Here is a 13,199-nt window from a genome sequence, read left to right on the forward strand (position 1 = left end):
AAGATTTGGGTCGGTCAAGTTTCTGTTTCAATTAGTCACACATTGTCAAACCTTTGCTTTTGCCAAAGCATTTATGTACGGCTACTGTTCATCTCCTATTTAGGATTGCTGTATAAAGAAGAATCTAGAAGATCTACCTCCGTTTGATGCAGTAGCCTGGTGTCGTTTGTGTGAACGAGCGTACCAGCACACGATTCTCGTCGATCAAATCAGCGAGCAAATCAAGCAAAATCCCGACGTGATTAATTGGATACGCACAACGCAGGATGTCAAGGCTCCAACTTCTATCACAACAGACACCAATCAAGATACAGACACTAAACAGGGACACAGTTGGCTTCCGAAAGGACTGGTGCAGAAATTATGCGATCACCTCAAAGAAACACCTCAATTTGAGGGCATGTCCGGACGCAGCTGCACCTCAGCTACTGAGCGTGTAGAAGAAATGTATGAGAGCTGGATTGCTACTCATCAAAAGCTAATTAGTCAGATTCGAGGCAAGGAACGCTGGTTGTCCGTCGTCAAAAGCGATGCTGAACTGGCTGAAAACAGCAACTTTAGCCAACTTGAGGTTGAGAGTCGCGCTGAGCAGGTTTTAAGCGAGATCGAAGCGGAAAATGAGTCCGAAGATGAATCAGTTGATGCCTACAATCGCAGGGTGTTCAACATCTTATTTGATAAGTTTGACACTACGGAAGATGTGTTGAGTCGTCGTGCAATGATTCACCTGCTTAAAAATGGTGGCAAGGTTCGCTTGGAGCCAAGGAAGCCTAGAAAGCGCAAAGGAGTTCAGGACAAGCCTTCTCAGGCTATGACGTTGGAAGAACGCCTTGCTGCAAATTGATCGGTTAGAAAAGCAGCTTCTAAGCCAATTACCGAGAGCCAGAAATCTGTTTCCTCATTGGGCGTTTGAAGAAGCGCTAGATGACTTGCTGACTCTACCAGATCCAGATTTAGCAAGGCATAACCAATATTACTTCTTGGCGTTTTCGCTGCTAATCCACCAATCCCGTTCTGAGCAGAACATTCGGTTCAAGCAGCATTTACTCAAGTCAATGAGCTTTCTATGGGAGAAGCCGAATAGTCTTTTATACTATCGAATTCTCATCTTCTCTTTCCTGCTGTACACCACATCCACACAGAAATATCTTCAATTCGGTCATTATCTCCTTCAAGCAATCAAAGTTGAAGCAGAGCGAGTTGAGTCTCAGTTCTACGAGTGGCATGAATTAATCACCCCCAAACTGTCAGAATTTCTCAGAAAGCCTAAGTCTCTGCCTTACCCGATTAGCTTTGGGTATGAAGATGTTCGAGCATGGCAGTCCAACCGATCGGGAAAAATCTCCTTCAAACTTAATGGATGGGGTGATCTGATTTTTGAAGTACGCTGTCATCGTCGTCGATTGCCCTTGATCAAAACCTTTCTCAAGGACTGGCAAACCAAAAATAATGCTGAGGATGAAGTTGAGTATTCAGGGAGCTTTATGCTTCTGCGGTCAATCGAACTAATTTGGAAACCTGAAGAGTCTAGTGAAAAGAGTGATTCTCCATTGTGTTCCGAATGCCATGTGTTTCAGCATTACCCAAGAAAAGGGTTCTGGAATGAGTGCAAACTTTCAATCCATTGGACCTATGACTCCGATGCTCTAACCAAGCAGGGCTTGGAAAAGATTCGTCAGCATAAGTTAGAGCCTCAGTTAGAAAAGTTGAAAGAAAGGCAGGAAGAGTTAGAGAAAAAGAAAAAACGCTTAAGTCGTTTAGAGAAAGTACCCAAAGATTCTAGAAGTGAAGCTCAAATCAAAAGAATTGGAAATCTCAAAAAGGCAATTGAAGATCTTCAAGCTGAGCTTGACAAACCTCGTCCAAAACTAGATGTTCTACAAAATTCCCCTTTGTTCGACCGTCCCGATCGCCCACTCTATAAAGGCGTTGACAATATTTTTGTCGGTGTGCTTCTGGATCTCGATAAACACTTGGTGGTTACAGTGGTCGATGCAATGCGACGCAAGGTTTTAGCGATCCGAAACAGCCGCAGCATCTCAAAGGAAGGTCACGATTTACTGCAAAGATATTTCCATCAACGGCGAGAACACTCAAAGCAACGGCAGGTAGACCAGAAGGCGCATCGGCATGTTCACAAGACTGAATCTGGATTAGGTGAGCAGGTGGCGCGTCTATTTGCCAAAGGGATAGTCGAGTTAGCGCAACAGTACAAAGCCAGTATGATCGTGATACCAGAAACCGATGGATGGCGCGATCGGTTGTATAGCCAGCTCGTGGCGAGAGCCAAAATCAAATGCAATGGCAGCAAGAAAGCGATGGCGCGATATACCAAAGCGCACGGGGAGAAACTACATCAGTGGGACTACAGCCGATTGAGTCAAGCAATTGTTGGTCGTGCCACAACGGATGGGTTAAATGTGATGCAACAAAAAACAGTGTACGAAGAAGATGCCTTTCAGCAAGCCGCAAATCTGGCGATCGCAGCTTACGATTCATTAAATTCGGACGAGACGTAGCCAAGTTTCCGCTGCAATACACTACACTGATCTACAGTGCGCCGATGCATATGCACTATAAGGGGTTTACACTTTTTAGTGTCTCTATGCTGAAGTTAGTACCTGGATGTTGAAGCCAATGTCTAGATGCTGAAGTAAGGGGAGCTTTGCCCGCAAGGGATACTTTCGACCCCCTGTAGCTGCCCGCTCTTGGTGGGGTGCCCTGACACCCGCCTCATTGCAGCAATGTAATGGCTGTCTGGGCTAATGAGAGAAAGATTAGGGATGCAGGTTCACGACCTACTTCAATCATAGTCTGTGCAACCCAGATAAGTGAGTATGATCCGCAAGGATCTAAACGCCTTTAGCAGAAAGGTTCTTCTGATTTGTTAGGGGTAGGGCTTGGTTCTCCAAGGTGGCTACGAATCCTTCTCGATTTTTTGGCAAACCAAAGCGGGAGTCATATTCCCGGCACCTTTGCCAATTCCTAATTCCTGAGTGGCTGTGGGTTTCACGATCGCCCTTGTTCGATCGCTCCTTTTCCAAACAAGGAAAGTGGTACAAGAGCGGAGCTTTGCCAAAAAGCAGCTTGAAACTGACATAGTTCCTGGGTTTTAGTTGTCAAGTCGCAATGAGCGATTTGGCGTGAGACGGAATGAAAGAGTTATCTTTGAAAGAAGACGTTATTGATTAGGCTTAGTCGCAATGAGCGATTTGGCGTGAGACGGAATAAGGGCGACGCGGAATTGGTCTGAGCGCGATCGCTGTCGAATCGTAATGACTGCTTTTAGGTGCGATGGAATGAGAAGCTACATGGTCAAATACGCTCTTCGTCATGCATTCAGATAAATTGGGACTAATTTCGCTACAATTAAATTTATCGAGAAGGAACGAGAGAGGCAGAGGTCTGCAAACTTTGTAGAGTACTGACGATTAACACCAAGGCTGAATTGATAGCCGTTAGGCGCTCAAGTCTATTGCTTGAGCGCAGGTTGTTTTACGAAGCAGCAACTGGACTTAAATTTGCCCTGTATTCCTGAAGGATTTGTCTGATCTAGTTTTAACTATTCTGTAGGGCAACCAGCTCATGAACAGTTAGCGACATTAGCTTGCGAAAAGCAGCAAAACACGGTTTTAGCGACATTAACGTGCGACTTTCTTAAAAGTGCATTAATAAATGCCAAAAACGACATTAACGTGCGACGAGCGACATTTACCGTGCGACCGTACAGAAATGCTCTGACCACTGCTGCATTCGCGGATTGAACAGTGGCACAACTTCACCTGTCAGTGGATCTTGCCCCTCGGTTGAGTCGGATTTGTATTCGTTGCAGGAGCGACAAGCCAAACAGACATTTTCAAATGAAGTGGCTCCGCCTTTGGATTGAGGATGAATGTGGTCAAAGCTCATAGGAATACCGCTATTTGCTTCGCTGGTTAAGCAGTAACAGCATTGCTGACAATCGCTTGCTTGAATCTGCGCCCTTAACGCTTCAGGAATGTAAGTGGACACAGGTGCTTAAGCATTGGGAACGTGATGCCCACGCCAGTGCAAAAGAGCGGCAGCCTGTGCCTTTCGCAGCATAAATAAGGTCAGCCTGCGATCGCAGGTGTGCTAATTCCAACTGTTGTGCTGGGGTGAGAGCGTGTTCCTTGTTGCGCTCCAACAACTCGTAGTGCCGTGCCATCTGTGCATCCGTTTTTCGAGATGTGGCAATTCTCCACAACGCCTCGTCTTCTAAACGATCGAGGGCTGCTAGATCTGCCTTGAACTCGTCGGGCACATTCTCCCAGTCGGGTGGACTGCCAACTTTGAGTGCATGCAGCATTACTTCTTCGAGCGATCGCCCCGTTGCGGTTGCCGTATTGACGAGCCGCTGATAAATCGGATCTGGAAGTTGTAGTGTGACAGTTGCAGTCATACGGGTAGAACTGGTCTAGCGACTTTCATTTTACTGGAAGCGTGGTGAAGGCTGGTCGCTTCACCGAAACAGCGACATCGATCGTGCGAATCACAAATTAAGTTCTATGAAGCAGGTAGCGACACGAAGCTTGCGAATCTGGTAATGGCGACATCGATCGTGCGAACGGGTTTACTGCCAATTTTACGGAGAAAAATCTCTAAAATGCTGACTATGCAGCGGTTTCAGCTTTTGTGGGTGAGCAAATAATATGGCGCGATAGCAAATCAGTGGCGCACTCTCTTAGAGGCTCAAACCCTTCTTCTACAAGCATTCCAAGATTTTTATGCTTTTTAGCCCCAATTGGATTAATTAGCAAATTAGTGGCGCAATTTTATTTTTTGCACAAGGAAAAACTGCGCTTGACGAAATTGTTGCCTCTCAACTGCTAGCAAATCAGTGGCGCAAATTCCCGATCGCTCAAAGCATTACACAGTCAACTTTTCAGCGATCGAAAATTGAAGATTTGGCGCTGACAGCGGGCGATCGCTTTTTCGCGAAAATATGAGCACTAAAACATGAGCAAATTGGTGGCGCGAATTTTTAACTACTGAAAGCCGTATCTGTGTTGATTCTCAGCGCTTGCCCTATAGCTCTTCATTGGAAATACTGGCGCTAGGCTTTCCTTTAGTTCCAAACTTCAACGTGACAGGGTGAGTCATGGGCAGAGTGTGACTTACGTCTCTGCTGGTGGATGCCAGCCAAATTCAATCCACAGCGATCGCGCTTCGACCTGATTGTCGTTGTTGAGCCGTAATGCAACGACAGTTGCTCGCCCCGTTGGTGTGAGGCCAGCCATTTGAGTTCCGCCATTGCCCCAAGCGAAGTGTTCAACCCAAAGTTGCCGTCGCGGATGAAACAGTGGTGCAAGCTGTCCAGTTTCAGGATCGATCGCATCAGTCTTTGCCCCCTTGAATTCGTTGCAGCGGTAGCAGGAGGCAGCTAAGTTTTCTCGCTCGTCACTTCCGCCGAGTGAGCGGGGTAAAATGTGTTCCATGACTAATGGTGTTCCGGTCAGCCTCGAAGGAGTTTTGCAATATTCGCAGCGATAGTTCGATTCCGCGATGACCTGCCGCCGCACTGCTTCTGAAATGCTCACAGCGGCAGCGGTAGTTCGTTGAGGGCAGGAAGGCGTTGGCCGCGCCAGCGCAGTAATGACCACGCATAAGCTTTACGCAGCATCAGATGATCGGCTGCTTGTCTGAGGACGGCGAGATCCTGCCGCTCCTCTAGCGTGAGCATGCCGGCTTCGTTTTTCGCGAGGAGTTCGGCATGAAGTTCGTATTGGTCGGGTTCGACTTGAGCTTGGGCGATCGCCAGTAGCTCGTCATTGGTCAGGCTCTGCATCCTCAACAACTCAGGCTGCAACTCAGGTGCGGCGCGATCGACATCGGGGGGAAGATTACTAATCACACTTTGCGCCACGAGATTCTCGACGGGTTGGTGTGTGGCCTGAGCAATCCGCACCAACTGCCGAAAAACGGCTTCTGGAAGGTCGATCGTCACTCGCTGCGTCGTCATCGTAATCTTTGAGGCTCTGGGAATACCGTTGATTCTATCTTCTCTTGCACGTTGCAGGCGGCGAAGCGGATCGCGCTTGCCTCAAGCTATCTGGCAAACTTGTAGCCGCTATTCCATCGCGGGCGGGCACAGTGTTCAAAGTGAATAGATTCATAAAAAGTGAGGCGATGGCCAGAACTTCGGCACACGAATGTAGCTGTGATCTTTAGCTGGGTAATCAAGCATGAGTTCGAGGCCGACGTATTTTGCTTCTGAAGGGACTAAGCATCCGAGTCAGGCGATCGACTTGCATTGCCGAAGGCCAAAAGGCTGCTCCTATGGCTTTGTTTGTTCTCCAACCATTGCTGCTCACGGACTTGCCTGCTCGTTTTTTGTAACAGTGTGTGCAAATCAATGGCGCAGATTCTAAGAATCTAGTATGGTGTTGACATCTTGGTTCTCACGCGCTTGCCCTTTTCGGAGGCATCCATGACCGATAGTGATGACTTGAACGAACTTCTCAAGCAACTCGTTCACGAGGGGATAGGGTACCAGGAGTGGAAGCTTCGCCTCATCGAGTGGGTAATTCGCTCTCCAACTCACGCAGTTAAAACAGCCAGAAAGCAGGCAGCAATCGAATATTTAAACATCTCTCGGCGAACGATCGAGCGGTGGTTGCACAATTTCACCTGCACCGAGTTGTGATCAAGTTCCAATGATGGCAAAAGCAATTTTTAAGTGATGTGATTGAGTAGAGCGACAATCAATGTCTAGCGATCGCCTTGAAACCGAACTTCCTGACTGTTCTGCCGATACTGTACTGCTCGACGAAAGCAATTTCAGTACAGACATCCATGCGTTCGTCAGACAACTGCTGCAAGATGGTGTCGATCCCAAAAAGGTCAAGTTTCGGATTGTCAGTTGGGTAGCTGCCTCACCCGATCGATCGACCAAAAGCGTTCGCAAGAGAGAGGCCGTTTCTTACTTAGGAATTGGCAAACGAACACTGGAGCGGTGGCTACAAATTCACTTCTCACAGGGAACTGAGGCAATTCCCCAAGAACCGCGCCCGAAGAAGGGGCAACACAAGCTCACGCGGGACTGGAAGCAGTTCATTATCGACACTTGGGAAGCAGGAAACGAACCAGGGCAAGAAATGACCCCGACTGAGGTGGCTGGCATTGTTGAGCAAGAAGCCCGTGAAATCTTAGGTGTCGATAAATATCCCTCTTACTGGACAGTTCTGCGAATTTTAGGACCCTTAATAGAGGCCAAGAAAACTAGAGAAGGCGTCTACAGTGCGGGTCAGGGGTCAGAGGCAGTCGTCAAGACGAGCACTGGTAAAGCTATCAAAGCAAGCTACTCAAACAAATTTGTGCAGATCGATCACACGCTGATCGATGTGTTTTCAATTTTTGAGGATGAAGAAGAAGTTCTATACGTTCAAAAAGTTACAAAGAAGGACACTGCACCTGCTCCAGGCGTCATACGGCTGTGGTTAACCGTCATTAAAGATGTGTATTCTAAGTGCATCCTAAGCCATCTATTGAGTGCGAAGCAACCCGATTCAAAGGCGGTTGCGCTCGTCATGAAACGTGCAATTCGTCCCAAGTTTTTTCCTGCTGATTACGATCTACAAGATGTCAAAATTCCTTACGGTCCTTGCCGGAATCTAGGCACTGATCGAGGTAAGGACTTGGACTCGGATCACGTCAAGGAAATTGGAAAAGCGTTGGAGGAAATTGGTCCGCAAGTCGGCTTCACTCATCATCTGAGAGGTAAAAAGGAAGATGGTGGGGATGTAGAGAGCGTCTTTAATGGGCTGAACAAAAGGGTTCTCTCGAAACTGCCGGGTTACACTGGCTCCAATGTGACAAAACGGGTCAAAGGTGCTGAGAAACGAGCTTGCTTAATACCACGAGTGATTGACAAAATCATTTCGTGGTATTTCTACGGCGAGTACAACCATGAATGTCCGAAGGGCAAAATCAGAACTCGCTATGAGCAGTGGCTACATGGGTTGAGGGGAAAACTTCCGACTGTAATCGACGATCGAAGACTCGATATTTGTTTAATGAAGGTCGTCAGTTGTACGGTCTACCGACATGGCACCATTCGCTTCAAGAATCAGCTTTACCGCACCGAGATTCTCAAAGCCTATGAAGGCCGAAGAGTAACGATGAGATACGACCCGGACAACATTCTTCGCGTTCTCGTGTTTGAGCAAGAAACGGATGAAAAACCGGGAAGATTTCTGAGCACTGCTAATATGCTCAACGTGGGTCAACTCAATCAACTCATTAAAGAGTTAAATCTTGAGATTAGAATGATCAACCTGAAGAACCTCGAATCAGAAGTCTTCTCGTTTGAAGAGTTAGATGAGATTAACCAGGCTGCTAGTGCCAGCAGAAACGCAGCTAATGAATCAACGAAAGGTAGTCGAGCAAAATACAGTGGGAAGCGCCGCAAAACTGTAGCAGATGAAAAGGAAAAGGCAAAGAAAGGGAAGCGGAAGAATCGTCAGAAGCAAGTACAGGAAACACTCCATTCTATTGCTAAAGACTCTACTCGTCCTTCAGAATCAGAAGTTGCGGCAACTTCGATTTCTAGCGAAGATCCAAGTCATCTAGAAGCCGCAGCACCTGAGCTTACTGCACAGAGTTCAGAGCATTCGATCGCCTCGACAATGACTGAAATACCGCAACCGCAGCTAGTTGGAAATGCGAAAAGTTCCGACTCGGCAAAAGTGATTGATATGAGCGAACAGATTCAAAAACGCCGACTGCAATTTTTTCAGGACAAGTTAAACTCTAGAAGGAGGAATGATTCATAGCCTGACTGCTCACGGTAAACCATCTACTTTGGTCGCACAGGTAACTCGTAATGGCTCAGGAGAACGTCGCCTTTTCACATCCGCTTCCCAATCCTGCTCAAAACTTGCCAAAAGCGTTGAGTATCGAAGATCAGGTCGCCAGGCTGATCAACCGTGATTTCATTGCGCCAACAAGCTGTGTCCAAGAGTTACACAAGTGGCTAGACGAGCAGCGCAAATACAAATCATTTGGTTTGGTGACAGGACCTCAAGGGGTTGGTAAATCAGTCGCACTAAAGTCCTACCTTAGACTCAATGGCGATCGCGCCTTGCGAAGCATTCCTTTGTATACGCTTTATCTTGAGGTTTTTCCAACTTGGGGAATTAGAGATATCTGTATTCGGATCTTAGAACTGCTCAATCATGGCGATAGAAAAGGCAAAACAAAAAACCTGCTGCTAAGAACTTGGGAGGCATTGAAAGAGTTCGGGGTGGAAATCTTGATTGTAGACCATGCCGATGCTTTGACTCGGCAGGCATTGCTGGGTCTCATCAGGCTATCGCTCAGAAAACAGACTAGAATTTCCCTGGTTCTCGCTGGTTCAACCGAGCTAGAAAGTAAGCTTATAAGGCAAGATCTCGATGGATATTTTGAGTATTCGCATTCGTTCGGTGGACTCTCCTTAGATGAGTTTTCTGATGTTTTGTTGGATCATTTTGGAGGAAAATTTTTAGGTTTGTCAGACCCCACTGCCATGTTCGATGATCAGATTATGAATGGTCTGTGCGTCGCTTCCGAGAATCGAGATCTAAATCAATGGGTTTTCTATCACTTCATAAATGTGTTAACGAAAGTTATCGTTCAGTCATCGGAGGATCAACCTTCTCTATGTATTAATAAAGCTGTCCTTCAGCAAGTAGTTGGCAGTTATAGAAAAAGAGACAAGCCACTGCCAAACTTACCAGGAGACGATTAGGATGCTACTAGAGGACGATCGCGATGACACGACACCCTGGTTCAACGTTGTAGAACCCAAGGATGGAGAAAGTATTGCTTCCTTTCTACTTCGCTTTCGTCATGCCAAAGCGAACCGAATCTCTTCGGCCACTAGACTCGGAGAACTTGTTGGTGCTGATACACCAGTTCATTGTTGGGAAAAGCTTTTTTTCAGTCCGAAACCCACTCAGAAGCAATTGGAAGCACTCAGCCGAGTGACGCGGGTTGAGGTCGATCGACTCCGACAAATGTTTCCCGCCCAAACAGAGCAATCGCGTCCCTACCCAATCCGTATTTGTGCAGCTTGTTGTCAGGAGGATGCCTATCACCGGCTTGCTTGGCAATTCATTCCTGTTAAAGGATGCAACCAGCATGGAATTGATCTGCTCATGAAGTGCCCCAATTGCAAAGAGTCCTTCTCGATTTTTGGCTTGCTAGAAGAAGCAAAAGGCTGTAGGAATTGCGGCATGCGTTTCAAGAGTATGGTCAAAAATCGAAAGGCGAGTAGACAGAACTAGTCCTATTTGTTGCTACTTCAGCCTCAGGCATCAATCCAGAAAATGTTTGTTTCTCTGGCTTCAATTGCTTGCTAATGCAGCCTCACCTGACATGTCAGAACCAATTGAGCCAAGCAAAAGTAAACTTAACGATGCAGTGCTTGATTAATAACTTCAACGCCTCCCTATTGTTCGCTGCGTGGATTGCTGTAAGATCAAGCTCGCACTTAACTTTGATTGAGTGCAAGCTTGAGCCGTTAAGCAAGCGCACATCAGGAGTTGATTGTATGTCCTGTCCCATCGGGTTCGACTGCCAGAGCATGACAGGATTGGCGACTGCCTGTCCTAACTTGGCTGAATGCTCAAGTCATGAATCTTGGTCATCTTCTTTACCAGTTATTTATTCTAGACTGATTGGGGATCGCGGAGAACTTACATCTGGATTGCTTTCAGCTCACAGTGGAGAACTTGTACAGATTGACCATACACTCCTGGATTATTTTGTTTTAGATCGTGGAAATCGTTAGGGCAACTTCAACTGAGCGTCCTGCTAAATTTGCATAGTAATCAAATTATGCGGGATGTTGTGGAATAGCCTTGCTCAGCCTCCGAAGACAATCTTGCTGCTGCATCTGCACACGGAGTCGAAAGTCGTGTTGATGACGAGCCGCATGGGATCGATCGCCGACGATCCCTCAACAGGATTGCTAGCGCGAATTGATGCTCGATACTAGCGGCAGGTTTTGGCACAACAACGGCGAGATACTGCCCTGGTAGCTGTTCACAACCCTTATTCACGTTTACCCTGTTTGAACTACACTGTGGGCAACAGTCGATCGCTCCCCATGCACTCTCCTGACCTAAACAGCACAGCGCCGTGGAAGCAGCGCTTCCGGGCACAAAGAATTTTGTGGGCACAACTTGCTGCTGCTCAGCCGCAGCGGGGTTTGGTTTGTACCAATCGATTGGGTATCCACCAGCTTTATGCTTGGAATCTGGCGACGAACGAATTGACACAACTCACTGAGCATCCCGCTGGCAAGTCGCAAGGCAGCATTGCCGCAGATGGCCGCTTTGTGTATTACCTCGATGACCAGCAGGGCAACGAGATTGGGCATCACGTGCGCGTTCCGTTTGCCGGAGGAGAGCCGCAGGACATCACCCCAACGCTACCACCGTATGCCTCCGCAAGTTTCAGTGAAAATCAAGCCGGAACGCGGCTCGGCCTGATCGCTGCTGATACATCCGGCTTCCAGGTCTACCTCATCAACCAGCTTGAGCAAGACCAGCTCGATCGCCCAATCCTGCTGTGGCGATCGCCCGCCCTCTGCGGCAGGCTCACCTTCTCCCATGATGGAGAAATTGTGGTTGTGGCGACGACTGAACGCTCAGGAACACGAGCCTTCAGCTTGATAGCTTGGAATACAACCAGCGGCGATCGCATGGCTGAGTGGTATGAGAACGACACCAGTATCCGCCCCGTCTGCTTTTCGCCTCGACCGGGCGATCAGCGTTTGCTGGTGATGAGCGATCGATCGGGCTTTAATCGTCCTTGGTTGTGGGATCTGAGTACAGGAGAGCAGACGGCCTTGCCGCTCGGTCAGGTACAGGGCGAACTGTCGGTGTGGGATTGGTCAGCAGCGGGCGATCGGCTATTGCTCTGTGAGCTCCATCAAGCCTGCTACCGCCTCTACACCTATGACCTGAGTGCCCAGCAGTTGCAGCCGCTTCAGCATCCCAGCGGCACACTGAGCAGCGGCCAGTTTTTAGGCGATGAAGAAATCCTACTCACCGTCAGCAATGCCGCGAAACCATCTCATCTGATCGCGTTCAACCCTGTGACGAATGAAACTCAATCGCTGCTTGCAGTGGGAACCGCACCCTCTTGTGCGCCTTGGCGATCGGTGAGCTTTCCCTCCTCAGATGGCGTGGAGATCCAAGCCTGGTTAGCTTTGCCTGACGCAGCAGATGCGCCCGTTCCCACGATCGTTCATGCTCATGGTGGCCCTTCTAGCGTCACCACTGAAACGTTTGCGGCCAGCGCTCAAGTTTGGCTCGATCATGGTTTTGCTTGGATGTCGGTCAACTATCGCGGTTCAACCACGTTTGGAGGCGAGTTTGAGCGATCGATTTGGGGGCGCTTAGGCGAGTTGGAAGTCGAGGATCTGGTCGCGGCACGGAGTTGGCTGGTCGAGCAGCACATCGCTCAGGCCGATGCGATTCTGCTAACGGGTGGTTCCTATGGCGGCTATTTGACGTTGCAGACATTGGGCAAGTATCCCGACCTGTGGGCAGGCGGCATGGCAGAAGTGGCGATCGCCGATTGGTTTTTGATGTACGAAGACCAAGCCGAGACGCTGCGGGGCGCTCAGCGCAGCTTGTTTGGCGGAACGCCGCAGGAGAAGCCAGAAGTGCATCGAGCCGCATCGCCCATCACCTACGCCGCGCAGGTCAAAGCTCCCATTCTGGTGATCCAAGGCAGAAATGACACGCGCTGTCCGGCCAGACAGATGCAGGCATATGAAGCCAAACTCAAAGAATTAGGCAAGGCGATCGAGGTGCATTGGTTTGAGGCAGGGCATCTGATGGGCAACAACGAGCAGAGCATCGAGCACCAGGAACTCAAGCTCCGCTTTGCCGATCGCGTGTTGCAGCGCCAGTCGAAATAGGAAAACTGCTGACAGTGTGACTCGCGGTGATTGCAGAACGATCGCGCCATCTTTACCAGCCCATACGAATCGCCAACTGGCTCGCAGCATCAGTCAGAAGAAGCGCAGCTTGTTTCCCGGATTGAGACGAAGCGTAGAACAGAAAATTCGATTGTGAAATGTCAAGGGGGTAGCCTGTCGCGACAGCACCTTGGCGGGAAGAACACTGAACTTGTCTACCAGCCATCGCAGCGTGAGCAGGTCACCTGAGCCAATCGCCAGCGCG

The 13,199-nt window shown here is 48.6% G+C and carries 11 protein-coding genes; 7 read left to right on the plus strand and 4 right to left on the minus strand.

Annotation, left to right across the window (positions count from 1 at the left end; all coding sequences use genetic code 11):
* The first annotated feature begins 166 nt into the window (after positions 1 to 166).
* Both H6F67_RS26610 and cas12k read left to right on the plus strand, forming a co-directional pair.
* A complete protein-coding gene (locus tag H6F67_RS26610; RefSeq protein ID WP_190769680.1) occupies positions 167 to 844 on the plus strand; it encodes a hypothetical protein in 678 nt (225 codons plus the stop codon).
* Positions 831 to 2,519 carry a type V CRISPR-associated protein Cas12k gene (gene cas12k / locus H6F67_RS26615; RefSeq protein ID WP_190769681.1) on the plus strand — a complete coding sequence of 563 codons (1,689 nt, stop codon included), beginning with the start codon at positions 831 to 833 and terminating at the stop codon, positions 2,517 to 2,519. Before H6F67_RS26610 ends, cas12k begins: the two co-directional genes overlap by 14 nt.
* A gap of 1,192 nt (positions 2,520 to 3,711) precedes the next feature.
* Here cas12k and H6F67_RS26620 read toward each other — a convergent pair.
* The 4 genes from H6F67_RS26620 to H6F67_RS26635 form a co-directional block, all read right to left on the minus strand.
* The gene (locus H6F67_RS26620; RefSeq protein ID WP_190769682.1) at positions 3,712 to 4,011 is read right to left on the minus strand and encodes an HNH endonuclease; all 300 of its coding nucleotides are present in this window, start codon (positions 4,009 to 4,011) and stop codon (positions 3,712 to 3,714) included.
* The gene (locus H6F67_RS26625; RefSeq protein WP_242020820.1) at positions 3,992 to 4,420 is read right to left on the minus strand and encodes a hypothetical protein; all 429 of its coding nucleotides are present in this window, start codon (positions 4,418 to 4,420) and stop codon (positions 3,992 to 3,994) included. Before H6F67_RS26625 ends, H6F67_RS26620 begins: the two co-directional genes overlap by 20 nt.
* Positions 4,421 to 5,135: 715 nt before the next feature.
* The gene (locus tag H6F67_RS26630) at positions 5,136 to 5,558 is read right to left on the minus strand and encodes an HNH endonuclease (RefSeq protein ID WP_190769683.1); all 423 of its coding nucleotides are present in this window, start codon (positions 5,556 to 5,558) and stop codon (positions 5,136 to 5,138) included.
* Entirely contained in the window at positions 5,555 to 5,980 is a 426-nt protein-coding gene (locus H6F67_RS26635) for a hypothetical protein (RefSeq protein WP_190769684.1), read from the minus strand. The genes H6F67_RS26630 and H6F67_RS26635 overlap by 4 nt, the downstream gene beginning before the upstream one ends.
* A gap of 745 nt (positions 5,981 to 6,725) precedes the next feature.
* Here H6F67_RS26635 and H6F67_RS26640 point away from each other — a divergent pair.
* The 5 genes from H6F67_RS26640 to H6F67_RS26660 all read left to right on the plus strand — a co-directional run bounded on the left by H6F67_RS26640 (position 6,726) and on the right by H6F67_RS26660 (position 12,934).
* Positions 6,726 to 8,792, plus strand: coding sequence for a Mu transposase C-terminal domain-containing protein (locus tag H6F67_RS26640; RefSeq protein ID WP_190769685.1), 2,067 nt, complete (start codon positions 6,726 to 6,728; stop codon positions 8,790 to 8,792).
* 50 nt (positions 8,793 to 8,842) lie between these two features.
* Positions 8,843 to 9,748, plus strand: coding sequence for an ATP-binding protein (locus tag H6F67_RS26645; RefSeq protein ID WP_190769686.1), 906 nt, complete (start codon positions 8,843 to 8,845; stop codon positions 9,746 to 9,748).
* A gap of 1 nt (position 9,749) precedes the next feature.
* On the plus strand, positions 9,750 to 10,286 hold the full coding sequence (locus H6F67_RS26650) for a TniQ family protein (RefSeq protein ID WP_190769687.1): 537 nt from the start codon (positions 9,750 to 9,752) through the stop codon (positions 10,284 to 10,286).
* A 560-nt stretch (positions 10,287 to 10,846) separates the two neighbouring features.
* Positions 10,847 to 10,999, plus strand: a complete 153-nt coding sequence (locus H6F67_RS27465; RefSeq protein WP_199304659.1) for a hypothetical protein — start codon at positions 10,847 to 10,849, stop codon at positions 10,997 to 10,999.
* Between the two features lie 75 nt (positions 11,000 to 11,074).
* Positions 11,075 to 12,934 carry a prolyl oligopeptidase family serine peptidase gene (locus H6F67_RS26660; protein ID WP_190769688.1) on the plus strand — a complete coding sequence of 620 codons (1,860 nt, stop codon included), beginning with the start codon at positions 11,075 to 11,077 and terminating at the stop codon, positions 12,932 to 12,934.
* Positions 12,935 to 13,199: the final 265 nt, after the last annotated feature.

Source organism: Microcoleus sp. FACHB-1515 (genome assembly GCF_014696105.1).
Classification (GTDB): domain Bacteria; phylum Cyanobacteriota; class Cyanobacteriia; order Elainellales; family Elainellaceae; genus JAAUTJ01.